The sequence below is a fragment of the Achromobacter sp. JCM 18799 genome (assembly GCF_055395645.1).
Window position 1 is genome coordinate 4,271,864 of sequence record NZ_AP043866.1, and the last position, 25,353, is coordinate 4,297,216.

Genomic DNA, 25,353 nt, shown 5'->3' on the forward strand with positions numbered 1-25,353 from the left:
ACAATTGCCGGGCTCAAGCCCCGCGGCTGAACCAAAGTATCACCGGCGCCAGCAGCAGGAACGCCACGGTCGACACCAGCACCGCGCCCGCCGCGGTATCGCCCTGCGTCGTATAGCGCTTGACGTACATGTAGCTCACCACCGCGCAAGGCATGGCCATCTGCAGGCTCAGCGCCCCGGCCAGCACCGGCTCCAGATCCAGCGCCCACACCACCGCCAGCCCCGCTCCCAGGCCCACGGCCAGGCGGATGGCGGCGACCTTGGCGCCGTCGCGCAGGCCGTTGGACGGGATCAAGGCCAGCGCGTGGCCCAGGCTCAGCAGCATCAGCGGCACGGTCACCGCGCCCAGCATGCGCGAGGTCTCGATCAGCCATGCGGGCACCGGCACGTGCATGAGGCGCAGGGCCACGGCGACCAGGGAGGCCAGCAATATCGGACTCTTCCAGCTGCCCTTGGTGTTCACGCCCGGCAACAGGCGCACCGCAATGGTATGCATGACAAAGGAACTGACGGCGAAGAACGCGACCGCCACCGACAGGCCGGCGTCGCCAAAAGCCATCTGCGAAATCGGCAAGCCGAGGTTGCCGGCATTGGGCAGGAAGGCCGTGGGCAACAGCGTGCGCACCGGCAGCTTCCATGCCTTGAGCAACAGCGCGCACACCAAGGCGCACAGCAGCAGCGCCAGCAGCGTCGCCACCGCCACGTCGGCCAGCGCGCGGTCGTCCAGGTGGGTGGTGACGAATGTGTGGAACACCAGGGCGGGCGTGGTCACCGAGGTCACCAGCATGGTGATGAAGGAGCCGCCGAACGGCAGGTCCCGCTTGCCCCAGTACACCCCTATGCCTGCGCAGAAGAGCAAAGGCAGCATCAGCACGATCGATGAAAAATAGAACTGCACGACGGCGGACATGCGCTTATTCCGTTAGAGATAAGAGGTTTGATGCGTGAAGGCATCATCGCTTGCCGGACGGCCTGCCGGGGCGGCAGCATGGGGCAACTCGTCAATCGCCAGGCTTTTGCCCCCCACCGCCATGCCAGCCACCGCCCTTTCCGCCACGTCCCCGCATCTCGCCACAAACGCGGCCAAAAACGCGGCCACGAACCCGGCCGCAAATTCAACCGTGGATGCAGGGCCAAGTCCGGCCCGGCCCATCAAACCCCTGTCGGAACGCCAGGCCAGTTGCCTGCACTGGGCCGCCATGGGCAAGACCAGCTGGGAAACCGCCCGCATCCTGGGCGTCAGTGAAAGCACCGTGAATTTCCATCTGTGCAACGCCTGCGAAAAGCTCGGCGTGCGCGGCCGGCGCGCCGCGGTGGTCGCGGCATTGAGACTGGGCCTGATCGCGCCCGTCACGGCTTGATGACGACGGAACGCAGGAATTCATGCGCCCGCTCGGCCGGCAGGCTTTCCACGGTGCCGGCTGCCACGGCCTCGATCAACATGGTGTCGGTCACCCAAACCCTGGCGCGCAGCCAGCCCGGCTTGCCCATGGCCTTGCCCTGGACTTCGATGTCCTGCCCATAGGCAGGCCATTCGGTGGGCGGCGGCGACTGCATGTTGGCGTAGAGCGAATGCATCAGCGCCATGCCCAGCGCCTGCCTGGCGGCCGGATCCTTCGCGATGTCGGGCGGCAGCGGCGCCGACCCCACCGCAAAGACCGCTTCGCCCACGGTCGCGCTGGCCAGGGTAAAACGCAGGGTATGGGTATCCAGCTTCAGGTCGCGGGTATCGGTCGTGACCCGGTCCGGAAACGCGGCGCGCGCGTGGCCGTCGGCCACGTCGACTTCGCGCCAGTTGTAACTGGGCGAGCAGGCCGTGATCAGCAAGGCCAGCGCGACAATCGCGCCGGCTTTCTTGAACATGAAACGAAACAGCGATGAAATCGTCATTACCCGAGGATCTGGACTGTCTATTCATTTCGAGGAAGCCAGAAATTGTCGCCGATTTCGATGACCCCCGCGCCCGACGGCACGCCACTGGCCAACTATGTGTGGCCAGCCGCGCCCAATGTGCCCCCGCCGATCGCCGGCCTGGGCACCCCCAGTATCTACCTGCTGCACGGACTTAGCGAGCATGCCGGGCGCTATGACCGCCTGGCGCGCTGGCTGACCGCGCGCGGCTGGACGGTGGGCGCCCACGACCACCGCGGCCATGGCCGCTCCGGCGGCCGGCCCGCGACCCTGAGCCGCGAAGACGATCTGGTCGTCGATGCGGTCGATCGCCTGCGGGCCTGGACCGCGGCGCACGGACGCCCGCCCATCCTGCTGGGCCACAGCCTGGGCGCCCTGGTCGCGGTGCGGATCGCCCTGCGCCGCCTGACCGAGATCGACGGCCTGGCGCTCAGTTCCCCGCCCTTCGTGGTGCATGTACCGCCGTGGGTGCGGCGCACCTTGACCTGGATGTCGCTGCATGCGCCCGACCTGCGCGTGCCCCATGGCCTGGCGCCCGCCCGCATTTCCCACGATCCGGCCGTGGTCAAGGCCTACCGCAGCGATCCGCTGGTGCGGCGCCAAATGACGGGACGCCTGGCGCGCTTCGTGGACGAAGGCGGCCGCGAGTCCCTGCGAGAAGCCCCGCTGCTGGCCTGCCGCACCCTGCTGATGGTGGCGGGCGACGACTCCATCGTCGCTGCCGAAGGCAGCCGACAGTTCGCCCAGCGCGCCCCCGCCGAACTGCTGACCCTGCGCTGGTACGACACCGCCTGGCACGAGATTTTCAATGAAACCGCCCCCATCGCCGACCCGGTCTACGCCGACCTGGACGAGTGGCTGGCGCGCACCGCCCAGGCATTGTCCCTGTCCCCAGTATTGACTCCCTCGGCACAGGAGGCCGGCACCCCGTAAAATCCGGCGACAGACCCAAACGAGAAGAACCCGTGACTGATACTGCCGCCAACCGCCTCTCCCGCCTGGAGGCCAACCGATCGCTGCTGACCCAGACCCTGCGGGGCATCGAAAAGGAAGGCCTGCGCGTGGACGAACAAGGTGTCCTGTCCCGCAAGCCGCACCCCGCCGGCCTGGGATCCGCGCTGACCAACGAACACGTCACCACCGACTACTCCGAATCCCTGCTCGAACTGATCACGGGCACGCACAAGGACGTCGACGCGCTGCTGGCCGAACTGACCAACACCCATCGCCACGTCTACAGCGTGCTGGACCATGAACTGATCTGGAACCAGTCCATGCCCGCCACGCTGCCGCCCGAAGCGGACATCCCCATCGCCTGGTACGGCAAGTCCAACACCGGCATGCTCAAGCACGTGTACCGCCGCGGCCTGGCCGTGCGCTACGGCAAAACCATGCAATGCATCGCCGGCGTGCACTACAACTTCTCGCTGGCCGAAGACCTGTGGTCCGTGCTGGACACGCAGCCCGGTAGCCCCCAGGACCGGCGTTCGCGCGGCTACATCGGCCTGATCCGCAATTTCACGCGCTATTCCTGGCTGCTGATGTACCTGTTCGGGGCCGCCCCGGCCTTGTCCAGCGACTTCCTGCGCGGGCGCGAACATCCGCTGAAAAAGCTGGATGACAGCACGCTGTACCTGCCCTATGCCACCAGCCTGCGCATGAGCGACCTGGGCTACCAGAACAAGGCGCAGTCGCAGCTCAAGCTCTGCTACAACGACCTGGACACGTTCCTGGGCCGCTTGTACGACGCCGTTACCCAGCCCTGGCCCGACTACCAGAAGATCGGCACCCACCGCGACGGCGAATGGATCCAGCTCAACACCAACGTGCTGCAGATCGAAAACGAGTACTACTCGAGCATCCGCCCCAAGCGCGCCACCGGCCGCTGCGAACGCCCGATCACGGCGCTGGCCGAACGCGGCGTGCAGTACGTCGAAGTACGCTGCCTGGATATCGACCCGAACTCGCCGGTCGGCATCGACGCCAGCACCAGCCGCTTCGTCGACGCCTTCCTGCTGTTCTGCACCGCGTCCGACAGCCCCTTCTTCCCCGCCAATGGCTACTGTCAGCGCAGCGCCGACAACTTCTCGACCGTCGTCAAGGAAGGCCGCAAGCCCGGCCTGACGCTGGACCGCGAAGGCCAGCCCATCGGCCTGGCGCAATGGGGCCACGAACTGCTGGACCAGATTGCGCCATACGCCGCGCTGTTCGACTCCGCCCTGGGCGGCAGCGCCTATGCCGAGGCCCTGGCGGCCCAGCGCGCCAAGCTCGACCAGCCCGACTCCACGCCGTCGGCGCGCCTGCTGGCTTCGCTGACCGACAGCGGCCTGTCGTTCCATGACTATTCGCTGGACCTCAGCCGCAAGCATGCCGACGCGCTGCGCGCCCAGGCCTTGCCGGCCGACCTGGCGGCAGCCTATGAACAGGCCGCCGCGCAATCCACGGCGGAACAGCTGCGCCTGGAGCAATCGGACACCGAGGATTTCGATACCTATGTGGCCCGCTACCACGCCGCGCTGAAGGCCCCGCGCAAATAAGGCGTATCGTTAGGGTTTTGATCCGCGCCGACCGCCTGCCGGCCGGCGCGGACCGCTCTGTCACATCAGGAGGTTTTCCCCATGCGCCGCACCGCAACATTCCTGTTGGCCTTGGCCACCAGCGTGGCGGGGGTAGTCCATGCCGCACCGCCGCCCATGCAAACCGTGGAATCGGTGGACCTGAAGCGTTACGCAGGCATGTGGTACGAGATCGCGAATTTCCCCATGTTCTTCCAGCGCGACTGCGTGGGAGACACCACCGCTGAATACACCGCGCATCCCGACGGCACGGTCGGCGTGAACAACCGCTGCCGCACCAAGGATGGCGACATCGATTCCGCCTCGGGCACCGCCAACGTGGTGGAAGGCAGCAACAACGCCAAGCTGGAAGTCTCGTTCTTCAAGCCGTTCAAGGGCGATTACTGGGTCATCGGCCTGGACCCCGAATACCGCTGGTCGGTGGTCGGGACCCCGGACCGGAAATACCTGTGGATCCTGTCGCGCTCGCCGCAGCTGCCCAAGGAAGAACTGGACAAGGCCCTGGATGCGGCCAAGGCCCAGGGCTATCAACTGGACGAACTGCGGTTTACGCCTCAGAAGTAAGACGCGCTGCGGCGCTCTATCCCGCGTAATCGCGTGCCAGCCGCAGCACCGTTACGCCCGGCTTCAGCTGCCGCAACGACGGCATGACCAGCGTGCATTGATCGTACGGCGTCACGATGGGCTGGCCGTCGGCCCAGCCTATCGTCGAGCCGGCCCGCTCGAACGTCTCCAGGCCCGTCCAGGGCTGCGAGAAGCGCAGGTCCATGGACGGCGCAACCACCGCGTCCGTCACTTCCAGCACGCGCTGGTTTTCGGCGTCCGGCAACAGCCAGCCCGCCGGCACGTCCGCCGCATCCGCCACGCCCGATTCCAGCAACATGCGCGCCACCATGTCGCGCGCCACGTCGCGCGCAGCCAGCTCGCCATGGAAACCGCATTCGATCAGCAAGGCGCAGGCGTCTTCGCGGGCCGGATCGCCGAACTGGCCGAAGTCGCGCATGCGCACGCCGTCCTTGTGGCCCGCGTCCACGATCACGTGCTGCGGCGCCTTCAGCCTGCGCGCCAGCGCGATGTTGCGCGGCAGAACGCCGGTCAGCAGCAAAGGCGCGCCCGGTTCATGCATGGAGTGCAGGTCCAGCAGCCAATCCGCGCGCTCCACCCAGGGACGCAGTTCGGCGCCGCGCCGGCGGTCCGGCGTCGTGGGGTTGTCCAGGCGCTCGGCGCTCCAGACGCGGTTCATGTCCTCGGCGACGAAGCGCGACGCATCGTGGTTGGCATGGTCGAAACGGTCGAACGCATCGAGATTGCAGAACGCCAGCGTCAGGCTGCCGCGGCGCGGCCGCAGGCCCGCCGCCAGCAGGTCCTTCAAGGCCCAGGCGCCGCACAGCTCGTTGCCGTGCACCAGCGCGGACAGCATCAACGCGCGCCCCGGCAGGCCTGAATCGAAATGCCACACGCCAGGGGTGCCGGTATTGCCGGCGCGCTCGGCGCTCAGGTCGGGTACGGGAAGCTTGAATTCCATGGATGTCGTCCGCTGCGGTGCTAGGGTGTTGCGATGATCCGGTTTCGAATCACTGGGCTTCGATCTTGGCGGCCTTGACCAGCGCGCCGTACTTCCTGGTTTCCTCGGCCTGATAGGCCGCCGGGTCCAGGCCCGGTTGCGACAGCACGCCGCCGGCTTCCTGCATCTTGGCGCGGAACTGCTCCGACTTCAGCGTCTCGGCCAGCGCGCTGCGCAGCTTGGCCGCCACCGGCTCCGGCAGGCCGGCCGGGCCATAGAGCGCGAACCAGACGCTGATGTCCACGGATTCGAACCCCGGGGTTTCAGCCAAGGCAGGCAGGTCCGGCGCCACTGGCGAACGCTTCTTCTCGGTCACGCCCAGCGCCACGATCTTGTCGGCGCGCACTTGCGGCAGGCCCGAGGACAGCACCAGCATGCCGTAGTCCAGCTGGCCGCTCATCAGGTCCGTCACCAGCGGCGCCACGCCGCGGTACGGCACGTGCTCGGCGCGCGTGCCGGTCGACTGGTTGATCATTTCGCCGGCCAGGTGCAGGGTCGTGCCCACGCCGGAAGAACCGTAGTTGAAGCTGCCGGGCGCGGCGGCGCGCAGCTTCTGCAGATACTCGGCGGCGGTCTTCACGCCCGAATTCTTGCTGGCGGCCAGCAGCATGGGCTGCGAGGCAATCACGCCCAACGGCGAAAAGTCCTTCACGCTGTCGTACTTGACCGCATTGTTGATCATGCTGGCGATGACCATTTCATTGGTGGAGCCCAGCAGCAGCGTGTAGCCGTCGGGCGCGGCGCGCGCCACGCGCTGCGCGCCGATGGTGCCGCCGGCGCCGCCCACGTTCTCGACCACCACGCTCTGGCCCAGGCGCTTGGCCAGCTCTTCGCCGAACAGGCGCGCGGTCAGGTCCACGCTGCCGCCCGCCGGGTAGCCGACCACCAGCGAGATGGCGCGTTCGGGATACTCGGCGTGGGCGGAAGACGCCGCGGCCAGCGCAGAGACGGCACAGATAGCGGCTAGCGCGCCGCGCAACGGATGCAGGACGGATTTCATGTTTTCTCCCTGGGGTGCTGAGGCGGACGGCGGCGCCGTCTCATTTGATGTTTCGGGAGCTATTCTCGGGCGTACACCAGGGATATTTCGTGCCGAATCGACACATTGCCGTGCGGATTCGGCACACGCCTGGCGCGCGACCAGCGGATTTCAGGCCTTGCGGCTGGCCGTGGCTTCCCAGGCCGCTTCGGCCAGGTCAGCCAGGCGCGCCCGCGACCGGTACAGCCGCACCTCGAACGAGATTTCCTCGCTGCGGCCGCCCAGGGCGGCCAGCGCGCCGCGGCGGCAATCCGCCGCCACCATGGACCAGGGCAGCCAGGCCACGCCCAGGCCCTTGGCAACCGCGCCATGCGCCGCGTCCAGCGAATCGCTGCGCAGAAATGGCGCCAGGGCGTAGGGCGTGGCCTCCAGGCGGTCTCCCACGATGCGCTCCATGGCCAGGCCGCCCGCATAGGTGATCAAGGGCACGGACGGACCGCCTTCCTGCAGCACGTAACGGGGCCGGCCGCGTGAATCCGCCTGACTGACGGGCACGAGCTTGTCGGTGCCCAAGGTCATGTAGCGGTAGCGTCCTGGGCTCAGCTGCACGGACAGAGCCGGATGCTCATAGCAGCACAGCAGGTCCACCCTGCCCTGCTCCAGCCGGGCCGCCATGTCCTGCATCATGCCGGTGGACAGCTCGACCTGCGTGCCCTCGGTCAACACCTTGGGCGTGCGGTGGCGCAGGCGCGCAATCCAGTCGGCCACCAGCGTCCGGGCCAGGCTGCGGCCGGTGGCAATGCGCAGCACCGCCTCGCCGCCTGCGCCGAAACTGCGGATGCGATGACGCACCTGCGCCATCTGCTCCACCACCTGCGTCGCAGTCTTGAGCAAGGCCTCGCCTTCGGCGGTCAGGACCACAGGCAGGCGCTGACGTTCGATCAATGGCGCGCCGGCCCAGGCCTCCAGCGCGCGGATGCGCCGTCCGAACGCAGGATGGGTGACGTGGCGCAGCTCGGCCGCACGCACGAAGCTGCCGGTCTGCGCCAGGGCAATCAGATCTTCAAGGAGTTTCAGGTCGGCCATGGACGTCAAGCTTACGCCATCGGCCGGCCCTTCACTTGGCGCCCAGCCCCATCATTGCCAGGGTGGCGCGGGTCAGATCGCTGTCCGGATCTTCCAGCTCATTGACCAGGTCGAAATGGTTGCAGTGCGGCGTCGGGATGCGGGTGGAAGCCAGCCCTGCGGCATTCCAGGCTGCTTCGTATGCCGCCGTCTGGTTCTTGAAGCCCTGGGTCTCCAACCCGCCCACGGCCAGCAGCATCGGGCCCGCGCGTTCCGGCAGATGGAAGATCGGGCTTTGATGCGCGGCTTGCTCGGGCGTGAGCTGCAGCCAGGTGTTGGGCAGGACGTCGCACAGCGGACGCAGGTCGAACAGCCCGCTCAACGCCAGCGTGCCCTTGATCACGTCGTCCGGCACGCCGTAGCGCGCCTGCCACGCCGGCGCGACCAGCATGCCGGCCAGATGGCCGCCCGCCGAGCTGCCGCTGACGTAGATCCTCTCGGGATCCACGCCATAGGCCGCCACGTTGCGATACAGCCAGGCCACGGCGGAACGCACCTCGCGCACCACTTCGCCCAAGGTGGCCTCGGGCACCAACGTGTATTCCAGGGTAGCCACCGCGGCGCCCGCGGCGTTGAAGGCCTCGGCCATTACCGGAGCGTCTTCCTTGCGCTGCGCGCGCCAATAGCCGCCATGGATGAACACGAACAGCGGCGCCGGCGCCTGCGAGGCGGCGGGCAGGAACAGGTCCAGCCGCTCGTCCTGGCCCATGCCGTAGCGCAGGTCCAGCACGCCGGGGCGGCGCGTGCGCACCCGCGCCGAGGACTCGGCATACCGGCGCACGCAGGCGTCGAAATCCGGCACCGATTCGCGCGCGTTGTATTGCACCTCGCGCTCGGCGATGGTGGGAAAGAAGAGATCGATGTCGGTGTTATGCATGCCTGGCCTGCGATGTGGGCTGCGATTGGGGCTGGGAAATGATGCGTTCGATGAACTGCGCGGTCTTGCGGTAGTGCGCGGCCAGCATGGCGACCGAACCTTCCACGTCACGCGCAACGGCGGCGTCCAGCAGCTGACGATGTTCGTCGTCCACGTTGCGCTCCGGTCCGTAGGCGGTCGCACCGGCGCGCGCCGGGCGGCGGTAGCGCTCAGTCTGCGCGTAGAGTTGGGTGGACAGGTCCAGCAGCCAATGGGAGCGGCAGGCGCCGATCAGCGCGTGGTGGAATTCCAGGTGGCGCGCCTCCAGCAGTTCGTCCAGTTCTTCCGAAGGTTCGGCGGCGGCCTCGGCCCGCTGCGCGGCCAGCGTCAGCGCATGGTACGCGCCAACCAGGCGCGTTTCCCAGGCGTCGTCGGCATTGGCCAGCGAGCGGCGCAGCGCGTCGCAATCGATCAGTATGCGGGTTTCACAGGCGTCCCACATTTCCTCGACCGACAAGGGCGCGATGCTGAAGCCGCGCGACGTGGTGCTGATGACCATGCGCTCGCTGCGCAGGCGGTTGAGGGCTTCGCGGATGGGAGAGAAGCTGCTGCCGTAGCGCTGCTTCAGCAGTTCCAGCCGCAAGGACTGGCCCGGCGCGAAGGCGCCGCGCATGATGTCGCGCCGCAGCAGGCGGTAGACCTGCTCGGACAGCGTGATTTCCTCCACGCCGGCGCTCCCGTCCGATCCGGGATCGTCCTGGCGGGAAGCTTTGATTCTAGGCTTCAAGATGGTCTCCAGATGTCTGCAGCCGGGGCGCGTATCCGCGCGCGGCCCATTCTACCCGCGCCCCAGGGCCGCGCGGCCTGCTCAAATACCCAGGTAACGCTGCGCCAGCTCGGGCTGGGCGGACAGCTCGGCGGGCCGCCCCGACCAGGCTACCCGGCCCTTGTCCACGATGTAATGGCGGTCGACCAGCGTCGCCATCTCGGGCAGGTTTTTGTCGATCACCAGGATGGTCTGGCCTTCGGCCTTCAGCGCCCGCAGGCAGCGCCAGATCTCCTGGCGGATCAGCGGCGCCAGCCCCTCGGTGGCTTCGTCCAGGATCAGGAGCTTGGGGTTGGTCATGAGCGCGCGCCCCACCACCAGCATCTGCTGTTCGCCGCCCGATAGCGTGCGCGATGACTGCCCGCGGCGCTCTTTCAAGCGCGGGAACAGCGTGTAGACGCGCTCCAGGTCCCATCCCCCCGGCGCGGCGCGCGAGGTCGCCACCAGATTTTCCTGCACCGTCAGTGAACCGAACACGCGCCGGCCCTCCGGCACCAGCCCCACCCCCAGGCGCGCCACGCTGCTGGGCGCGGAACGGCCCAGCGTCTGGCCGCGGAACTGCACCGCGCCGCCGGTGGCGGGCAGCATGCCCATCAGGGTCTTGATCGTGGTGGTCTTGCCCATGCCGTTGCGCCCGATCAGCGAGATCACCTCGCCTTCGCTGGCCTCGAACGACATGCCGAACAGGACCTTGCTGGAACCGTAGCCGCCAGTCAGCCCTTCAACCTTCAACATGTTCTTCTCCCAGATACGCCGCGCGCACCTCCGGATGGCGGCGCACCTCCTCGGGCGAACCGCTGAACACCACGCGGCCATAGACCAGCACGCTGATGCGGTCGGCCAGCGCGAAGACCGCGTCCATGTCGTGTTCCACCAGCAGGATGCCGTAGTCGCCCTTCATGCCTTGCAAGAGCCGCGTCATGCGCGCCGATTCCTCGGGCCCCATGCCGGCCATGGGCTCGTCCAGCAGCAGCAACCGCGGCGAACGCGCCAGCGCAACCGCCAGCTCCAGCTGCCGCTTCTCGCCGTGCGCCAGGTCCGCCGAACGCACGTGGCGCCGGTCCTCCAGCCCCACATGCTTCAGCCACTGCATGGCCTCGGTCTTCAACGCCGCATCATGGCGCGGGTTGGACCAGGCCTGGAAGGCGCGGCCGCCCTTGAGCATGCGCGACAGGATCACGTTCTCCAGCGCGGTGTATTCCTGGCACAGCTCGGTGATCTGGAACGAGCGGCCCAGCCCCAGGCGCGCACGCTCGAAGGCGCGCAGCCCGGTCACGTCCTGTCCGTCCAGATGGATGGTGCCGGAATCCGGCCGGATCTCGCCGCAGATCTGCGCGATCAGAGTGGACTTGCCCGCGCCGTTGGGGCCGATGATGGCGTGGATCTCGCCGGCGCGCACGTCCAGGTCCACGCCGTTGGTAGCCACCACCGCATCGAAGGCCTTGCGCAGCTGCGTCAGGCGCAACAGGCTCGCGCTTGCGTCAGTCGGCATGGCGCGTCTCCAGCAGTTTTCCGAACAGGCCCTTCTGGCCCCACAGCACCACCAGCACCAGGATGGGCCCCATGTACAGCAGCCAGTGCTCGGTCAGGGACGACAGCATCTGCTCCAGCCCCAGGAACACCGCCGCGCCCGCGATCGGCCCCAGCAAGGTGCCCACGCCGCCCAGGATGACGATGGCCATGAGTTCGCCGGACTTGGTCCAGGCCGCCATGTCGGGCGTCACCAGCCCGGCATAGTTGGCCCACAGCACGCCAGCCAGCCCCGTGCCCACCGCCGACAGCACGAAGGCGCTGAGCCGGTACGGCGTGGGCGCCACGCCCAGGTTGATGGCGCGCCGCTCGCTCTGGCGCAGCGCCTGCAGCACCATGCCGAAGCGCGAGTTGGTCACGCGGATGCACAGCAGCGTCCACAGGGTCAGCAGCGCCAGGCACACATAGTAGAAAACCATGGGGCTTTCCAGATTGATGCCGGGCAGCTCATTGCGCTGCGGAATCATCAGGCCGTCATCGCCGCCGTAGAACTGCAGCGACACCAGCACGAAGTACACCATCTGGCCGAACGCCAGCGTGATCATGATGAACTGCACGCCGCGCGTGCGCAGCGCCAGATAGCCGAACAGCCAGCCGGCCAGCGCGCACACGATGAGCGCTATCGGCCACACCACCAGCGCGGCGTTGCTGCCGGCCCAGCCGAAGATCGGGCCGGCTTCCGAAGTATGGAAGGCAATGATGCCAACCGCATAACCGCCCAGCCCGAAGAACATGGCATGGCCGAAACTGACCATGGCGCCATAGCCGATCACCAGGTCCAGGCTGACCGCCGCCAGGCCGTAGATCAGAAAGCGCGTCACCACGCCGATCAGGAACGGCGAGCCCGAGGCCAGCGCCGCGGCCGGCAGCAGGATCAGCACCGCCAGACCCGCCAGGCCCCAGCGGGCGCGGTTCGTAAGTGTGTATGCCATCTTCATCCTCGCGCCGGGAACAGTCCACCCGGCTTGGCAATCAGCACGATCGCCATCAATACATAGATGCTGGCGGAAGCCATGCCTGCCGCCAGCGGGTCCGCGGTGGCGGGCGAGAACATCGTCGACAGCAGCTGGGGCAGGAAGGCACGCCCCAGGCTGTCCACCATGCCCACCAACAGCGCGCCGGCCAACGCGCCACGCACCGATCCCACGCCGCCGATCACGATGACCACGAAGGTGGTGATCAGGATGCGCTCGCCCATGCCGATTTCGACCGCCAGCAGCGGCGCGGCCATCACGCCGGCCAGGCCGCAAAGCAAGGCGCCCAAGCCAAACACCAGCGTGTAGAGCTTGCGGATGTCTATGCCTAACGCGTCGACCATCTCGCGGTCGTCGGCGCCCGCGCGGATCAGCATGCCGATGCGCGTGCGGTTGACCAGCCACCACAGGCCCACGGCCACCAGCGCGCCTATGGCGATGAACGACAGGCGGATCAGCGGATACTGGAACCCCGGCGCCAGCGTCACCGCGCCTTCCAGGAAGCTTGGGATGCCCACCAGCGGCGGACGCCGGCCGAAGATCAGGCTGACCGCTTCGTTGGAGAACAGCAGCAGGCCGAAGGTGGCCAGCACCTGGTAGAGGTGATCCCGCTTGTACAGCTTGCGTATCACCACCACTTCGACGGAAATGCCATACAGGCCCGCCCCCAGCAACGCCGCCAGCACGCCCGCCAGGAACGAGCCGGTGGTGCCGATGGCGTAGGCCGCGCAATACGCCCCCACCATGTAGAACGACCCGTGCGTCAGGTTGACCACGCCCATGATGCCGAAGATCAGCGTCAGTCCGGCCGCCAGCATAAACAGCATGGCGCCGAACTGCAGCCCGTTGAGCAGCTGTTCAAACAGAAGCGTCATGACGGCATCTTGCAGAGTTGCGCGTAGGCGTCCTTGTCATCGGACACCAGCTTGCGGACCAGCTTCGGCGACAGGCTGCCGTCGCTATCCTTCTCGATGCGCATCAGGTACAGATCCTGGATCGGATGCTGGTTGGTGTTCATGCTGAACTTGCCGCGCAGCGACGTGAACTCAGGCTTGCGCAGCGCGGCGCGGAAGTCCGCGGCCTTGGACAGGTCGCCGCCGGTGGCCTTCAGGCCCGCGCCGATCAGCTGCGCGGTGTCGTAGGCCTGCATGGCGTAGTCCGTCGGCACGCGGCCGTAGGCGTCCTTGAACGCCTGCACGAAGGCCTTGGATTGCGCGTTGTCGAAGTCCTGCGACCAGATGCCGGTGATGTAGGCGCCGGCCGAGGCGTCGCCCGTGGCCTGGATCATGCGCGCATCCATCGAGAAGCTGGGCATCAGCATCGGGATGCTCTTGTTCAGCCCGGCCGCCGCGTACTGCTTGACGAAGTTGATGCCCGTGCCGCCCGGATGGAACTGATAGATGGCGTCGGGCGCCAGCGAACGCAGGCGCGCCAGCTCCACCGAGAAGTCCGACTGGTCGAGCTTGGTGTAGATCTCGGCGACCACCTCGCCCTTGTAGGTGCGCTTGAAGCCTTCGATGGCGTCGCGGCCCGCCTGGTAGTTGGGCGCCAGCAGGACGACCTTCTTGTAGCCCAGTTCGTTGGCCGCCACGCCGCCGGCCGTGTGGAAGGCGTCGTTCTGGTAGGACGCCACGAAGTAATTGGGATCGCACTTTTCGCCCGCGAAGTTCGACGGGCCGGGATTCAGGCTGACGTAGAACGCGCCCGACTTCACCACGCTGGGCACGACCGCCGCCAGCACGTTGGAGAAGTTCACGCCGGTATAGAGCTTGACGCCCGATTGCAGCAGGCGGTCGGCTGCCTGCTTGGCGTTGGCGGGCTTCAGGCCGTCGTCCTCGATCACCAGTTGCACGGGCACGCCGCCCAGCTTGCCGCCGCCCTGCTTGATGGCCAGGTTGAACGCATCGCGCTCGTCTTCGCCGATGTAGCCCGCCGGCGTGGACAAGGTGGCGATGAAGCCGATCTTGACCGGTTCCGCGGCATGGGCCGCTCCCATGGACGCCGCTGCGCCCAGCGCGACGGACAACGCGCCGCCCAGTATCTGTTTCTTGATCATGTTTTTCCCCTTGGAGACTGCGTTGCCCGCCGCCCGCGTCGGCGGCCGGGCGTTTTAGACCGCCACCACCGGATGGCGCAGCGTGCCGATGCCTTCCACGCAGGCCACCACCACGTCGCCCGGCCACAACCATTCCTGGGGCTTGCGTCCCGCGCCCACGCCTTCCGGCGTACCGGTGGCGATGATGTCGCCCGGTTCCAGCGTGATGCCCGCGCTGATATCCGAGATCAGGAACGGCACCTTGAACAGCATGTGCCGCGTGTTGGAGCCCTGCTTCTTTTCGCCGTTGACCGTGAGCCACAGGTCCAGCACCTGCGGATCCGGGATCTCGTCGGCGGTCACGATGCACGGGCCGAAGGGCGCGTAGGTGTCCATGCCCTTGGAATAGATCCACTGGCCGGCGCGGCGGCAATCGCGCGCGCTCATGTCCAGCATCACGCTGTAGCCGAACACGTACGACAGCGCATCGGCCTCGGCCACGCGCGAAGCGCGGCGGCCCATGATCACGGCCAGCTCCACTTCCCAATCCAGCTGCTGCGTGATCTTGGCGTTGTGCTCGATGGCGTCGCCCGGGCCGATGACCGTGGTGGGCGGCTTGGAGAAGATCACCGGCTGCTTGGGCAGGTCGGCCGAGGTATCCAGCGTGCGGCTGGATTCCTCCACGTGCTCCACGTAGTTCAGGCCGATGCCGAAGATGTTCTTGCGCGGACGCGGAATCGGCGCCAGCAGCTTGACGTTCTCCTGCGGCAGCGCGCTGCCCACGGGCCAGTTGCCGCGATAGGCCTCCATCAGCTTGCTGGCCTGCGCCACCGCCACGGGACCGAGGTCGATGAAAGCCAGCATGTCGTCAGGCAGGTCCACGCCGCCGGCGCGCCCCAGCAGGGCCAGGTCGATCACATAGCCTTCGGCCAGCGCGCCCAGGCGGGCAGCGGCGGTGGGGTGAGCGCGAAAAGTTACCAAGCGCATAAGAACTCCATTGATTCAGGACGAGTTGAGTCAAGCGCGCGGGCCAAGCCCGCGCGGCGGATGAAAATTCGGGAGGGAACGGGCGGCGCTAGATCAGCACTTGATGGCCGTCGTTTTCCTTGACCGCTTCTTCGCGGTAAAGCGCCAGCGCGCGCATCACGGGCAGGTCGTTGAAGCTGAACAGGCAGGCGTCGTCGTTCGATGAAAGATTGACGTGTTCATGGATGGCCCACGAGGGCACGCAGAAGATGTCGCGCTCGGTCCAGTCATAGCGCTTGCCGTCGATGATGGAATAGCCGCTGCCCTTGGCCACCTGGTAGATGAAGCTGCCGGTATGGCGGTGGGCCTTGGTGTGCTCGCCGGGCCGCAGCAGCTGCATGCTGGCGCCGATGGTGGGCATGACCGGGCCGCCCGTGGCCGGGTTGACGTATTCGAGCAGGATGCCGTCGTAGGGGCTGCCCGCAGTGGTGCGCGCATAGCGGCGCAGCGCCTCGTAGGTGGGCTCCCATTCGTACTTGAAGAGCGGCGAATAGGGCTTGGTCCAACCGGACACCTGGGGCCGTAGCGCCGGATTGGCCCAGGCTGCGCTGGTGTCGTCGACCGGATAGGTCACGGTCTGGTTCAAGTCGGGATGCACGGCATAGAAGCCGGCTTCCATGGCGTTGACCAGCGGGATGTCCAGGCCGTCCTGCCAGATGCAGGTGGTGCCGTCTTCGGCCACGCCATGCTCGTGCCAGGTGCCGTTGGGCGTCAGCACGAAATCGTTCGCGCCCAGCGTCATCTTGTGGCCGTCGACCACCGTGAAGGCGCCCCGCCCTTCCATGATGAAGCGCAGCGCCGAATGCGAATGCTTGTGGGCGGAAGCCAGTTCGCCCGGCTTCATGACCTGCAGGCCCGAATACAGCCAGCCCACGGCGGCGGCCACGTCGCGCCGGCCCGGGTTGTTCAGGTAGATCACGCGCCGGCCCGCCTCTTCGGGCGAAACCAGCTCGGACGAACGCAGCACGTGGCCGCGCAGGTCCTGGTAGCGCCACACCACCGGCACCGAGGCAGACCGCGGCGCCCACGGTTCGATCTTGTTCGCCACCGTCCACAGGGCGCCCGTCTCCAGGCGGGCCAGCTCCTGGTAATAGGCGATCAGCTCGGGCGAGTCGGCCACATTGGCGCGGCCTATGGTGTCCTCGCGGTACGCGTCATAGCGGTTCGCTTCCATCCCTTGCCTCTTTTTATAAAAGTTCGAATATTTTCGAAAATAATAGAGGCCAGCTGAAAATCGGGCAACGAGTGCGCGCTAGGGGTTTTCCCAGGCCGCCTGAAAATTGTTGGCGCGCCGCCAAACAATACTGTACAAAAACACAGTACAACGTGATACATTTCGCTCGCCCAAAAAACTGTCGTCCAGGAGAACCCTGTGTCAGAAGCTGCCCATCTCGTCCAGTACATCGTCGTTCCCTACCGCGCCGCCGCCGATGGCGTCGCGCCCGGTGAAATCCGCGCCGCCAGCAGCGAGTTCGGCGCCATACGCATCGCCAACTCCATGGCCTCCAAGTTCGCCGGCGTCGCCGCCTACGAAGTACTGGTGGACAAGGAAACCGGCGACATGGAATCGCCGCGCATCCTCGCCCAGATCGGGACCGTACCGGCACTGGACGATTGAACGCGAGTCCGCCGTGCGGCGTCGACCCCGGCCCGGCGGCAACGACTGATCGCCGCTGGGCCGTGTCATGAATTTTCTTTGATTGGAATGAATATTTTCTAGCTTCACTAGGGCAAGGATGTCCGACAGGATGCGGGGTTACGTGCAAATCGCCTACCCACCTTGCCACCAAGAAGCCGCATGATCCGCCAACTCCCCTTGCTCCGCGCCACCACGGCCGGACTCCTGTCCCTGGCTTGCGCCCTGACGCATGCGGCGCATTCGCCGGAGTCCTCCGACTGGCCGAGCAGACCCGTGACGCTGGTCGTGCCTTTTCCCCCAGGTGGAGGCAATGACGCAGTAGCGCGCCAGATCGCAGGCCCCGCAGGCCAGGCGCTGGGCCAGCTTCTGGTCGTCGAAAACCGGCCGGGCGCGGGCGGCACCATAGGCTCTGCGACCGTCGCCCGGGCACACCCCGATGGCTACACGCTGCTGCTCTGCTCGACCAGCAGTCTGGTCGTGGCAACAGCGCTCTATCCCAGCTTGCCGTACCGCGTCGAGGATCTGGCTCCGGTCGTCCATATTGCCGATACGCCGACGGTCTGGGTGGCCGATCCGGGCGTATCCGCTACCAATCTCCAGGAATTCATCGCGGCCGCCAAACAGGCGCCCGGCAAATACGGCTACGCCTCGGGCGGCACGAACACCATGCCTCATCTTGCAGGCCGGACGATCAGCGCGCGCAATGGCCTGAACATGCTGCACGTGCCGTACCGCGGATCCACGCCCGCCTATGCGGATCTCGCCACGGGACGCGTGAACCTGATGATGGACAGCATTATTTCAGCGCTGCCCTTCATCGAGTCTGGCCGCGTCAAGGGACTGGGCGTCAGCGCCGATCAACGCCTGCCACAGATGCCGTCCGTACCGACCTTGGCCGAACAGGGCCTGGACGACTTGGGCTTCGTGGGCTGGGTAGGTATTTGCGCGCCGCGCGACACGCCGCATGAGATCACCGCCAAGGTCGCTCGCAGCGTGCAGCAAGCATTGGCCCAGCCCTCGTTGCGGGAAACGTTTGCGAGGCAGATTGCGAAACCGGTAGGTAACGGCCCCGACGCGTTTGCGCAGAAGATACAGCGCGATACCGTGGCGTGGCGGCAGATCATCGCGGCGTCTCAAGCGGGCCAGGATTGAGGCACAGGCAGCACACGCCGAAGCCCGGCTGCGCTCAGGCGGCTAGCGTCGGCCCGTTCGCCATGCCATCCGAGACCAGCCTGGCGACCTCGCAAATGCAATCGACCATGGCTGCGCGCAGCGGAATCGAGGGCTGGTCGACATAAGCGGCAAAGTAGGTCTGCTTAGGAAATGGCATGGAAAATGGCAGCCGCACAAGCTTGCCCGAATCGAGTTCCCCGCGGATGAGCTCGATCGGCAAGACCGCGTATCCCGCGCCCGCAACGGCCAACCGCAGCATGACCGACAGCGATCTCAACACGATCAGCTTGAAGCCTTGCATCTGAGGAGACGAAAAATAGCTGGCGATGGCAGAGTACAACAGCGAATCCACCGGATAGGACAACAGAGGCAGCCGCTTCAAGTGGCTCACCGACGGCTCGACATCGCCGCGCATCAGGCTTGGGCTGCAGACCCAGACGTAGTCCAGCTCGAGCAACTGCCGGTTTACCACCATCGGCTCTTCGATGCTGCCCAGCAACAGCCCGATGTCGAGCGTGCCCTCACGCAATTGCTGCCGTATGTCCGTGCTGGTCAAAGACTGCAGATGCACGGTGACGTTCGGCCATTGTCTGCAGAGGGCGGCGGCCATGGGCTCGAGTATCGCTTCCGCAACGGTCCCGCTCATGCCGATGCTGATCTGGGTAAGCCTTACGTCCGTGGTCGCGAACCGGCTGGTGAAGGCTCTCGCATGTGCCAGCAGTTCTTCCGCAGGGCCAAGCATTTCTGCGCCTATCGGCGTCAAGCTCAGCTGCTTGCCCTTCTCCCGCACAAAGACCCTTACGCCCAGTTCTTCCTCGAAGGCCGCAATGCGGGCGGAAATGGCCGCCTGGGACGCGTGGAGTTCTTCCGCGGCCAAAGTCATTTTCTTGAGCCTGGCGGCTCGGACAAACGTTTCCAGAAACCGGAGATTCATGCGTGGATATCCTAAGCCTGAGATACACCCCTGTCCCACCGGCCAGCGGCGGAACAGTCCCGGTCAGTATCGGGATGGGTTATCAGAATCCGAAGGGGCTGGGCTCCCCTGCTGCGACGCACCAATACACTCGCCGGATTGGCGAACGACGGCCGACTTTGGAAGAAAAACAAGGACCGTTAACCCGTTTTTCTCATGGCCCGCAGACGTTGGTATACGCCGACGGGCCTAAATGCAAAGCGGGAGACGATGCTCCCGCTCATAATCCCAAGCGATTGATTTTAACTAAATTTCCGGACTTTAAACACGAAATACCCCTATCAAAACTTCGTGTTTTTTCTCGTATCCCGCCCTTGTGAGACTGCGTCAATCGGCATGCAACCATGAAACTCGACGGCTGCAGCATTCCGCATGTTTCACTGCAACAAATTTCGCCATCATCGGCATCCTGACGCCGGATTCATGTCTCGCTTTATCAAGCATTTATGGATTTATGCAGACACCTCGTCCGGACAAATCAACACAGAAGTCGCTGTCCAAATTTCCAATAATCAGCAATAAACAATCATTGCCTGAATTCGAAATTCGTCACGCGCAGAGTTAATCAAACGTATCCAAACCGGCCCCGGCCGTTGACCGGCCGCGGGCCAATGCGCGTCGCCGACGCCCAGCCTTTGCAGAATGGGCGTCTCAGCGCACTCAAAAATCCCAGATGACCGGCACCCAGCGGAACGCGTCGCCGTCAACCGCGACCCGCCCGAGGGACGGAAACGGCAAGTGGGCGGCGACCAGCAACCCACGGTTCCGCGCCAACTCCTGGAACAGACCGAGACGGACGCGGGCCGATTCCTCGGGGTCGTGCTCGAAGCCGTTGTGCCATTCGGGATGGTCGAATGCCACCGGGAACATGGCGTCGCCAGCGAAGGTCAGCCGTTCGCCGCCCGAGACCAGATCGACCACGCTGTGTCCGGGCGTATGGCCGCCTGTCATGCGCACGATGACGCCCGGCGCCACCTCATGCCGGTCTTCGAAGAGCCGCAGACGGTCGCGGTATTCGTTGTAGAAGCTGGTGGCGGTCGACTTCAGCACCGCAGGCACCGGCTTGGGCATGACGGTGTGCGAGAAATCCGGCGAAGTCCAGAACGCCACTTCGGTCGCGGACACGTGGATGCGCACATCCGCACGCAAGCGTTCCTTGACGCCGGGTACGAGCAGCCCACCCACGTGGTCCATGTGCATGTGCGTGATGATCACGTCGGTCACGGATTCCAGCGCGATGCCGGCGGACTCGAGCCGCTGGGGAAACAGCCCGGCGCGCGGAAAGCCCGCGAACTGCCCGCCCAGTCCCGCATCGATGAGTATGGTCTGATCGCCGCTGCGCGCCACCATCACGTTCAACGGCCAGTCGAACGCGTCGGGCGGCATGAACATGTGTTCCAGCCAGGCCGCGAGATCGGCGGGGTCGGCGTTGGTGGCCATCGTCGAGGTCGGCAGCGGCAGCACGCCGTCGCTGACGACCAGCGCGTCGATGTCGCCGATCTGCAGCGCGTAGCGCGACGGCACCAGGTCGATGGATTCGGTGTTTTCAATGGCAAACATGGCGGTATCTCCAGGAAGGTGCGCCACCAAGGTGGCGGCGCGGAGGCTTCTGCGCGTGGCGAAGTTGGGAGGATCGTAGGTCTGGCTCTTCAGGCGCGGTAGGCGTGTGCGGGGAAGCATGCTGTTGTGCGATCCGCACCAATTCGCGGCGGTTCCCTACTCTTGTTCTGCCCACGCCGCTACGGCAAAATGCCCTGCCTCCCATCCTTCCCTCCAAGCGTTGGCCCATTCCATGACCGGCTCCGTGACTTTGTTCGACCGCCATCGCCCGCGCCTCCACGCGATCGCCTATCGCATGCTGGGTTCGGTGGCCGAGGCGGAAGACGTGGTGCAGGATGCGTGGCTGCGCTGGCATGGCGCCGACCGTGCCACGCTGGAGAACCCCGAAGCCTGGCTCGTCACCGTCACCACCCGTCTGGCGATCGACCGCCTGCGCGCCGCCCGTGCCGAACGGGAAAACTATGTGGGCGTCTGGCTGCCGGAACCGATGCTGATGGCCGCGCCCTCCACGCCCGAACAGATCCACGAACTGGCCGACGATGTGTCAGTGGCATTTCTGTTCATGCTGGAGCGCCTGTCGCCGAACGCCCGCGCGGCCTTCCTGATGCGCGAGGTGTTCGACGCCGACTACGAGGACATCGCGCAGACCCTGGACAAGACCCAGGCCGCGGTCCGCCAGCTGGTGCGGCGCGCCAAGCAGCAATTGCGCCAAGGCACCCCGCGCGAGGCCGTGCCGCGCGCGACGCTGCATCGGCTGCTGCTGACCTTTGCCGACGCGATGGACCGCAGCGACTTCCACGGCCTGCATGCGCTGCTGAGCGACGACGCCGAACTCATCGGCGACGGCGGCGGCAAGGCCACCGCCTTTGCCAGCCTGGTGGGTGGCAAGCGGCTGGCGCAGCTGTTCTACGCCGGCAAGCGTCGCTACCGCGAGGCGCTGCGCACCGAAGTGGTCCAGGTGAACGGACAATGGACGCTGCTGCGCTTTATCGATGGCGAGCTTGAATCCGTGCAATCCTACGAGACGGACGGCAAGCGCCTGACCCGGATTCTGGTGCAGCGCAATCCGGACAAGCTGGCCCGCATCGCGGCCGCGCTGGCGCAACGCTGAGGCCGCCCGCGCCGGCGTTGGTGCATGAGGGGCAACATGGTGATCCCTTGCGCGGACCTACCGCCGCGCCGCCCGCGCTTCTACGATGGACCTGTCACCCATCCACTCAGGACAGGCCATGCCGAAACTCACCAAACTCGCGTTGTCTTTCATCGCCGCCGGCGCGCTGCTGGGCCAGCCCGCCCATGCCGCATCGCACCACGCGGCGTCCGCCGGCAAGCCCGCCGATCCCATCGTCACCGAAGTAATGAGCAAAGACCTGCCGGACATCCCCGGCCGCGATGCCGTGATGCTCGTCGTCGACTATCCGCCCGGGGCGGCCGACCCCCTCCACCGCCATGACGCCTCGGCCTTTGTCTATGTACTGGAGGGCAGCATCGTCATGCAGGTCAAAGGCGGCAAGGAAGTGACGCTGACCCCGGGCCAGACCTTCTACGAAGGGCCGGACGACATCCACACCGTGGGCCGCAATGCCAGCCAGACCCAGCCGGCCAAGTTCGTGGTCGTGCTGATCAAGAAAAAGGGCGCTCCCGCCCTGATCCCCGTTCAATAGGGGACACGCACTTATCCCATCCTGGCCAGCCCCGGGCGCCACTCGCCCGAGGTTGGCCTTTTTTTTTTCCGCGGCAGCGTCACAAAACCGGCCTGCCCCACGTCTTAGGGGGTAGGATCAACCAACTTGCGGCGCTGCCACCATGCCTACCCCTCTCCCCGCCTCCCCGGTTACCTCTCCCGCGAACGGCCCGGACTCCCTGGCCGACAGCTTCGCCACCAGCTATGCCGGCGTCATGGCCTTCCTGGCCGTCGCGGCCGAGGGCAACTTCGCCAAGGCCGGCGACCGGCTGGGCATAGGCCGTTCGGCAGTCAGCCGCAGCGTGCAGAAGCTCGAAGACCAGCTGGGCGTGCGGCTCTTCGTGCGCACCACGCGCAGCACCTCGCTTACCGCCGAGGGGCAGCGCTTTTACGAACAATGCCATCCCGGCGTGGAACGGATCATCCAGGCCCTGGACAATATGCGCGACCTGCGCGAGGGTCCGCCTTCCGGCCTGGTGCGCGTCTGTTCCACCGTGGGTTTTGGCCGCAAGATCGTGGCGCCCCTGCTGAAGGCGTTCCGCCAAGCGCATCCGAACATCTCGGTGGAGCTGCTGCTGGATGACGGCCCGACCGACTTCACCACGGACCGCGTCGACGTGTCGTTTCGCAACGGCCGCATGGAAGACAGCCAGGTGATCGCCAAGAAAGTGATTCCCATGCAGATGATGCTGTGCGCCTCGCCGGACTATGCCGCCAGGCATGGACTGCCGCTCAGCGTCGACGAGCTATCCAGCCATAGCTGCGTGAATTTCCTGCTGGCGTCCGGCCGCGTATTCGAATGGGAGTTCAAGGTCGGCGGCCATCTGCGCAAGTTCGCGCCGCCCGCCATGCTGACCTTCAACGATGCCGATCTGGTCTTACAGGCCGTGCTGGACGGCCATGGCATCGCGCAGATGGCGGCCTATCAGGTCTGCGAGCATCTGCGCGCAGGCACGCTGGTCGCCTGCATGCCGCAGTACTCGCCCGACGACCGCGGACACTACCTGTGCTTTCTGAGCCGCCAGCACCTGCCGGCGCGCATGCGTGTCTTCATCGACTTCATGACCGAAGGCATCCGCGCACAGGATCTGCTGATCATCGACAGCCTGCTGTCGAAACAGGCCTGAGCGCTATTGGGTCAGGGCCACCACGCTCTCGATCCCGCCCTGGGCCATCTTGGCGTACGGACACAGGCGTTCCGTATTGCGCACCAGCTCTTCGGCGACCGGCGCAGGCACGCCTGGAAGGTGGATGTTGACGTCCGCCGTCAGCGCGAAAAAGCCGTCGACGGGGTCCCGGCCGAACGAGATGGTGGCCGTCACGGCAGCGTCCGGGGTGGCCAGACCGGCACGTTCGGCCAGCATGCCGAGCGCGCCATGGAAGCACGCCGCAAAGCCGGCGGCGAATAGCTGTTCAGGGTTGGTGCCCCCGCCCGTGCCGCCCAGCTCCACCGGCAGGCGCAGTTCCACCACCAACTCGCCGTCGTCCGAAATGGCCATGCCGGAGGCCCGTCCATCCGCAGCCTCCCCGCCGCGCACCGTCACGCTGGTGGTGTACAGGGCATGGAAATCCTTCCCCCGGTACTTGTCCAGGAGACGCTGGGAAGGAGGCCGCGGTTTGCTCATGAAGGTCCTTGTGCCCGCCGCTACTTTCTTGCGCCCGAACGGCTGAACCAGGTTTCGAAGCCGATCTTGCCCAGCCGTGGGCCGGCTCCCGGAACCAGCGTGTCGTCGTGGAGCTGCGCGCCGAAGTAGCGCGCGCCGGCGTCCGCCCGCACGGTGCGTGCGTCGCCGATCTTGGCCATGTAGCGCTGCGCCAGCTCGGCCAGTCGCACCCGCTCGGGGCCGGCGATTTCCACGATGCCGTTCACTGGCGGCGCCAGCGTGGCATCGGCCATGGCCAGGGCCACGTCGTCCGACGCAATGGGCTGGACGTAGGCCGGCGACAGCCGCACCTCCGTCCCTTCGGTACCCGACTGCACGATACCGCCCAGGAATTCGAAGAACTGGGTGCTGTGCACGATGGTGTACGGGATGCCGGCAGCCACGATCAGCGCCTCCTGCGCGATCTTGCCGCGGAAGTAGCCGCTTTCGGCCAGGCGCTGCGTGCCGACCACCGACAACGCGATGTGGTGGCGCACGCCGGCGCGGGCCTCCGCCGCCAGCAGGTTGCGCCCCGAGGTCTGGAAGAATTCCAGCACGGCGCGGTCTTCGAACGACGGCGAGTTGGCAACGTCGACCACCGTGTCGACGCCGGAGAGCGCGGCATCCAGGCCCTCGCCGGTCAGCGTGTTGACGCCGGTAGCGGGGGACGCGGCAATTGCCTCATGACCGCGCTCAAGCAGCAGTTTGACCAGTTTGGAGCCGATCAGGCCCGTGCCGCCGATAACCAGGATTTTCATGATGGTTCCTCAGTTGAACTTGGCTTTATCCAGGCCATAGGCCTTGTCGGCCGAACCCGGCACGGTGCGGAAACCCACGTTCAGGCGGTTCCAGCCATTGATCGCCATGACCGCGAAGCTAAGGTCCGAGATTTCCTTTTCGGACAGCTGCGTGCGGACGCGTTCATAGATCTCGTCGGGCACGCCCTGCGCGCCCAGCGTAGTCAGCGCTTCGGTCCAGGCCAGGCAGGCGCGCTCGCGCGGCGAGAATTCGCCGGATTCGCGCCAGATCGCCACGTGGTGCAGGCGCAGCTCGCCCTCGCCGTGGATCTTGGCATCCTTCACATGCATGTCCAGGCAGAAGCCGCAGCCGTTGATCTGCGAGGCGCGGATTTCGACCAGGCGCAGGATCGGCTGCTCGATCGCGCCGGACTTCAGCAGCATGCCGAATTCGACGAATTTCTTGAACAGTTCGGGCGATTGCGCAAAGGCATTCAGGCGTTGACTCATGGTGACTTCCTCGATGGGTTGAACGACGCCCA

Annotated in this window: 28 protein-coding genes; 9 read left to right on the forward strand and 19 right to left on the reverse strand. The window is 66.2% G+C overall.

All coding sequences use genetic code 11. From position 1 onward, the window contains the following. Positions 1-13: 13 nt before the first annotated feature. Complete coding sequence (locus ACZ5YA_RS20095; RefSeq protein WP_059377444.1) at positions 14-910, reverse strand: AEC family transporter; 897 nt, start codon at positions 908-910, stop codon at positions 14-16. A 211-nt stretch (positions 911-1,121) separates the two neighbouring features. Here ACZ5YA_RS20095 and ACZ5YA_RS20100 point away from each other — a divergent pair, with 211 nt between their 5' ends. Beyond that, positions 1,122-1,361, forward strand: coding sequence for a helix-turn-helix domain-containing protein (locus ACZ5YA_RS20100; protein WP_118933458.1), 240 nt, complete (start codon positions 1,122-1,124; stop codon positions 1,359-1,361). Here ACZ5YA_RS20100 and ACZ5YA_RS20105 read toward each other — a convergent pair. Then, complete coding sequence (locus tag ACZ5YA_RS20105) at positions 1,351-1,890, reverse strand: hypothetical protein (RefSeq protein ID WP_464091140.1); 540 nt, start codon at positions 1,888-1,890, stop codon at positions 1,351-1,353. The genes ACZ5YA_RS20100 and ACZ5YA_RS20105 overlap by 11 nt on opposite strands. Before the next feature lie 60 nt (positions 1,891-1,950). On the opposite strand from ACZ5YA_RS20105, the gene ACZ5YA_RS20110 reads away from it, so the two are divergent. The 3 genes from ACZ5YA_RS20110 (at position 1,951) to ACZ5YA_RS20120 (ending at position 5,051) form a co-directional block, all read left to right on the forward strand. After that, positions 1,951-2,844, forward strand: a complete 894-nt coding sequence (locus ACZ5YA_RS20110) for an alpha/beta hydrolase (RefSeq protein ID WP_187524003.1) — start codon at positions 1,951-1,953, stop codon at positions 2,842-2,844. 32 nt (positions 2,845-2,876) lie between these two features. Further along, positions 2,877-4,448 (forward strand): glutamate--cysteine ligase, encoded by a 1,572-nt coding sequence (gshA, locus tag ACZ5YA_RS20115; protein WP_464091141.1) that lies wholly within the window; start codon positions 2,877-2,879, stop codon positions 4,446-4,448. A gap of 81 nt (positions 4,449-4,529) precedes the next feature. Beyond that, a complete protein-coding gene (locus tag ACZ5YA_RS20120) occupies positions 4,530-5,051 on the forward strand; it encodes a lipocalin family protein (RefSeq protein WP_059377434.1) in 522 nt (173 codons plus the stop codon). Between the two features lie 16 nt (positions 5,052-5,067). Here ACZ5YA_RS20120 and ACZ5YA_RS20125 read toward each other — a convergent pair whose 3' ends face one another. The 12 genes from ACZ5YA_RS20125 to ACZ5YA_RS20180 form a co-directional block, all read right to left on the reverse strand. Continuing rightward, positions 5,068-6,012 (reverse strand): M14 family metallopeptidase, encoded by a 945-nt coding sequence (locus tag ACZ5YA_RS20125; RefSeq protein ID WP_059377431.1) that lies wholly within the window; start codon positions 6,010-6,012, stop codon positions 5,068-5,070. Between the two features lie 49 nt (positions 6,013-6,061). Further along, positions 6,062-7,051, reverse strand: coding sequence for a Bug family tripartite tricarboxylate transporter substrate binding protein (locus tag ACZ5YA_RS20130; protein WP_059377429.1), 990 nt, complete (start codon positions 7,049-7,051; stop codon positions 6,062-6,064). Between the two features lie 150 nt (positions 7,052-7,201). After that, a complete protein-coding gene (locus ACZ5YA_RS20135) occupies positions 7,202-8,116 on the reverse strand; it encodes a LysR family transcriptional regulator (RefSeq protein WP_059377426.1) in 915 nt (304 codons plus the stop codon). 31 nt (positions 8,117-8,147) lie between these two features. Beyond that, entirely contained in the window at positions 8,148-9,032 is an 885-nt protein-coding gene (locus ACZ5YA_RS20140; RefSeq protein WP_059377423.1) for an alpha/beta hydrolase, read from the reverse strand. After that, positions 9,025-9,798 carry a GntR family transcriptional regulator gene (locus ACZ5YA_RS20145; protein ID WP_118933452.1) on the reverse strand — a complete coding sequence of 258 codons (774 nt, stop codon included), beginning with the start codon at positions 9,796-9,798 and terminating at the stop codon, positions 9,025-9,027. Before ACZ5YA_RS20145 ends, ACZ5YA_RS20140 begins: the two co-directional genes overlap by 8 nt. Before the next feature lie 81 nt (positions 9,799-9,879). Next, positions 9,880-10,572, reverse strand: coding sequence for an ABC transporter ATP-binding protein (locus ACZ5YA_RS20150; RefSeq protein WP_118933469.1), 693 nt, complete (start codon positions 10,570-10,572; stop codon positions 9,880-9,882). Then, positions 10,559-11,329 carry an ABC transporter ATP-binding protein gene (locus tag ACZ5YA_RS20155; protein WP_118933451.1) on the reverse strand — a complete coding sequence of 257 codons (771 nt, stop codon included), beginning with the start codon at positions 11,327-11,329 and terminating at the stop codon, positions 10,559-10,561. Before ACZ5YA_RS20155 ends, ACZ5YA_RS20150 begins: the two co-directional genes overlap by 14 nt. Next, complete coding sequence (locus tag ACZ5YA_RS20160) at positions 11,319-12,305, reverse strand: branched-chain amino acid ABC transporter permease (protein ID WP_059377416.1); 987 nt, start codon at positions 12,303-12,305, stop codon at positions 11,319-11,321. The genes ACZ5YA_RS20155 and ACZ5YA_RS20160 overlap by 11 nt, the downstream gene beginning before the upstream one ends. Further along, the gene (locus ACZ5YA_RS20165) at positions 12,302-13,216 is read right to left on the reverse strand and encodes a branched-chain amino acid ABC transporter permease (protein ID WP_054455060.1); all 915 of its coding nucleotides are present in this window, start codon (positions 13,214-13,216) and stop codon (positions 12,302-12,304) included. Before ACZ5YA_RS20165 ends, ACZ5YA_RS20160 begins: the two co-directional genes overlap by 4 nt. Then, positions 13,213-14,397 (reverse strand): ABC transporter substrate-binding protein, encoded by a 1,185-nt coding sequence (locus tag ACZ5YA_RS20170; RefSeq protein ID WP_059377414.1) that lies wholly within the window; start codon positions 14,395-14,397, stop codon positions 13,213-13,215. The genes ACZ5YA_RS20165 and ACZ5YA_RS20170 overlap by 4 nt, the downstream gene beginning before the upstream one ends. 54 nt (positions 14,398-14,451) lie before the next feature. Then, complete coding sequence (locus ACZ5YA_RS20175) at positions 14,452-15,363, reverse strand: fumarylacetoacetate hydrolase family protein (RefSeq protein ID WP_251878726.1); 912 nt, start codon at positions 15,361-15,363, stop codon at positions 14,452-14,454. Positions 15,364-15,451: 88 nt separating this feature from the next. Beyond that, positions 15,452-16,576 (reverse strand): cupin domain-containing protein, encoded by a 1,125-nt coding sequence (locus tag ACZ5YA_RS20180; protein ID WP_059377411.1) that lies wholly within the window; start codon positions 16,574-16,576, stop codon positions 15,452-15,454. Between the two features lie 198 nt (positions 16,577-16,774). On the opposite strand from ACZ5YA_RS20180, the gene ACZ5YA_RS20185 reads away from it, so the two are divergent. Both ACZ5YA_RS20185 and ACZ5YA_RS20190 read left to right on the forward strand, forming a co-directional pair. Next, positions 16,775-17,020: a hypothetical protein gene (locus tag ACZ5YA_RS20185; RefSeq protein WP_054455066.1), complete on the forward strand. Its 246-nt coding sequence runs from the start codon at positions 16,775-16,777 to the stop codon at positions 17,018-17,020. Positions 17,021-17,200: 180 nt separating this feature from the next. After that, positions 17,201-18,193 (forward strand): Bug family tripartite tricarboxylate transporter substrate binding protein, encoded by a 993-nt coding sequence (locus ACZ5YA_RS20190; RefSeq protein WP_118933448.1) that lies wholly within the window; start codon positions 17,201-17,203, stop codon positions 18,191-18,193. A 34-nt stretch (positions 18,194-18,227) separates the two neighbouring features. Here the strand turns inward: ACZ5YA_RS20190 and ACZ5YA_RS20195 are convergent, their stop codons facing one another. Together ACZ5YA_RS20195 and ACZ5YA_RS20200 are read right to left on the reverse strand one after the other, a co-directional pair. Beyond that, positions 18,228-19,148: a LysR family transcriptional regulator gene (locus ACZ5YA_RS20195; RefSeq protein ID WP_306635049.1), complete on the reverse strand. Its 921-nt coding sequence runs from the start codon at positions 19,146-19,148 to the stop codon at positions 18,228-18,230. A 699-nt stretch (positions 19,149-19,847) separates the two neighbouring features. Continuing rightward, entirely contained in the window at positions 19,848-20,747 is a 900-nt protein-coding gene (locus tag ACZ5YA_RS20200) for an MBL fold metallo-hydrolase (protein ID WP_306635047.1), read from the reverse strand. 232 nt (positions 20,748-20,979) lie between these two features. On the opposite strand from ACZ5YA_RS20200, the gene ACZ5YA_RS20205 reads away from it, so the two are divergent. From ACZ5YA_RS20205 to ACZ5YA_RS20215, 3 genes are all read left to right on the forward strand, one after another. Beyond that, complete coding sequence (locus ACZ5YA_RS20205) at positions 20,980-21,858, forward strand: RNA polymerase sigma-70 factor (RefSeq protein ID WP_251878720.1); 879 nt, start codon at positions 20,980-20,982, stop codon at positions 21,856-21,858. A gap of 118 nt (positions 21,859-21,976) precedes the next feature. Next, positions 21,977-22,411 (forward strand): cupin domain-containing protein, encoded by a 435-nt coding sequence (locus ACZ5YA_RS20210; protein WP_118933446.1) that lies wholly within the window; start codon positions 21,977-21,979, stop codon positions 22,409-22,411. A gap of 142 nt (positions 22,412-22,553) precedes the next feature. Continuing rightward, a complete protein-coding gene (locus tag ACZ5YA_RS20215; protein ID WP_118933445.1) occupies positions 22,554-23,558 on the forward strand; it encodes a LysR family transcriptional regulator in 1,005 nt (334 codons plus the stop codon). Positions 23,559-23,561: 3 nt separating this feature from the next. On the opposite strand, the gene ACZ5YA_RS20220 is transcribed toward ACZ5YA_RS20215, so the two are convergent. From ACZ5YA_RS20220 to ACZ5YA_RS20230, 3 genes are read right to left on the reverse strand one after another with little or no spacing between them, the layout of a single operon-like run. Next, entirely contained in the window at positions 23,562-24,056 is a 495-nt protein-coding gene (locus ACZ5YA_RS20220; protein WP_464091142.1) for an Ohr family peroxiredoxin, read from the reverse strand. A gap of 20 nt (positions 24,057-24,076) precedes the next feature. Next, positions 24,077-24,832, reverse strand: coding sequence for an SDR family oxidoreductase (locus ACZ5YA_RS20225; RefSeq protein WP_306635043.1), 756 nt, complete (start codon positions 24,830-24,832; stop codon positions 24,077-24,079). Between the two features lie 9 nt (positions 24,833-24,841). Then, complete coding sequence (locus ACZ5YA_RS20230) at positions 24,842-25,321, reverse strand: carboxymuconolactone decarboxylase family protein (protein ID WP_118933468.1); 480 nt, start codon at positions 25,319-25,321, stop codon at positions 24,842-24,844. Positions 25,322-25,353 lie beyond the last annotated feature (32 nt).

What these genes read in the sequence shown, in the direction of transcription:
- ACZ5YA_RS20095 (WP_059377444.1), bottom strand. Translation starts at nt 910, where the DNA reads ATGTCCGCCGTCGTGCAGTTCTATTTTTCATCGATCGTGCTGATGCTG.
- ACZ5YA_RS20105 (WP_464091140.1), bottom strand. Translation starts at nt 1,890, where the DNA reads ATGACGATTTCATCGCTGTTTCGTTTCATGTTCAAGAAAGCCGGCGCG.
- ACZ5YA_RS20110 (WP_187524003.1), top strand. Translation starts at nt 1,951, where the DNA reads ATGACCCCCGCGCCCGACGGCACGCCACTGGCCAACTATGTGTGGCCA.
- ACZ5YA_RS20120 (WP_059377434.1), top strand. Translation starts at nt 4,530, where the DNA reads ATGCGCCGCACCGCAACATTCCTGTTGGCCTTGGCCACCAGCGTGGCG.
- ACZ5YA_RS20125 (WP_059377431.1), bottom strand. Translation starts at nt 6,012, where the DNA reads ATGGAATTCAAGCTTCCCGTACCCGACCTGAGCGCCGAGCGCGCCGGC.
- ACZ5YA_RS20130 (WP_059377429.1), bottom strand. Translation starts at nt 7,051, where the DNA reads ATGAAATCCGTCCTGCATCCGTTGCGCGGCGCGCTAGCCGCTATCTGT.
- ACZ5YA_RS20135 (WP_059377426.1), bottom strand. Translation starts at nt 8,116, where the DNA reads ATGGCCGACCTGAAACTCCTTGAAGATCTGATTGCCCTGGCGCAGACC.
- ACZ5YA_RS20140 (WP_059377423.1), bottom strand. Translation starts at nt 9,032, where the DNA reads ATGCATAACACCGACATCGATCTCTTCTTTCCCACCATCGCCGAGCGC.
- ACZ5YA_RS20150 (WP_118933469.1), bottom strand. Translation starts at nt 10,572, where the DNA reads ATGTTGAAGGTTGAAGGGCTGACTGGCGGCTACGGTTCCAGCAAGGTC.
- ACZ5YA_RS20155 (WP_118933451.1), bottom strand. Translation starts at nt 11,329, where the DNA reads ATGCCGACTGACGCAAGCGCGAGCCTGTTGCGCCTGACGCAGCTGCGC.
- ACZ5YA_RS20160 (WP_059377416.1), bottom strand. Translation starts at nt 12,305, where the DNA reads ATGAAGATGGCATACACACTTACGAACCGCGCCCGCTGGGGCCTGGCG.
- ACZ5YA_RS20165 (WP_054455060.1), bottom strand. Translation starts at nt 13,216, where the DNA reads ATGACGCTTCTGTTTGAACAGCTGCTCAACGGGCTGCAGTTCGGCGCC.
- ACZ5YA_RS20170 (WP_059377414.1), bottom strand. Translation starts at nt 14,397, where the DNA reads ATGATCAAGAAACAGATACTGGGCGGCGCGTTGTCCGTCGCGCTGGGC.
- ACZ5YA_RS20175 (WP_251878726.1), bottom strand. Translation starts at nt 15,363, where the DNA reads ATGCGCTTGGTAACTTTTCGCGCTCACCCCACCGCCGCTGCCCGCCTG.
- ACZ5YA_RS20180 (WP_059377411.1), bottom strand. Translation starts at nt 16,576, where the DNA reads ATGGAAGCGAACCGCTATGACGCGTACCGCGAGGACACCATAGGCCGC.
- ACZ5YA_RS20190 (WP_118933448.1), top strand. Translation starts at nt 17,201, where the DNA reads ATGATCCGCCAACTCCCCTTGCTCCGCGCCACCACGGCCGGACTCCTG.
- ACZ5YA_RS20195 (WP_306635049.1), bottom strand. Translation starts at nt 19,148, where the DNA reads ATGAATCTCCGGTTTCTGGAAACGTTTGTCCGAGCCGCCAGGCTCAAG.
- ACZ5YA_RS20200 (WP_306635047.1), bottom strand. Translation starts at nt 20,747, where the DNA reads ATGTTTGCCATTGAAAACACCGAATCCATCGACCTGGTGCCGTCGCGC.
- ACZ5YA_RS20205 (WP_251878720.1), top strand. Translation starts at nt 20,980, where the DNA reads ATGACCGGCTCCGTGACTTTGTTCGACCGCCATCGCCCGCGCCTCCAC.
- ACZ5YA_RS20210 (WP_118933446.1), top strand. Translation starts at nt 21,977, where the DNA reads ATGCCGAAACTCACCAAACTCGCGTTGTCTTTCATCGCCGCCGGCGCG.
- ACZ5YA_RS20215 (WP_118933445.1), top strand. Translation starts at nt 22,554, where the DNA reads ATGCCTACCCCTCTCCCCGCCTCCCCGGTTACCTCTCCCGCGAACGGC.
- ACZ5YA_RS20220 (WP_464091142.1), bottom strand. Translation starts at nt 24,056, where the DNA reads ATGAGCAAACCGCGGCCTCCTTCCCAGCGTCTCCTGGACAAGTACCGG.
- ACZ5YA_RS20225 (WP_306635043.1), bottom strand. Translation starts at nt 24,832, where the DNA reads ATGAAAATCCTGGTTATCGGCGGCACGGGCCTGATCGGCTCCAAACTG.
- ACZ5YA_RS20230 (WP_118933468.1), bottom strand. Translation starts at nt 25,321, where the DNA reads ATGAGTCAACGCCTGAATGCCTTTGCGCAATCGCCCGAACTGTTCAAG.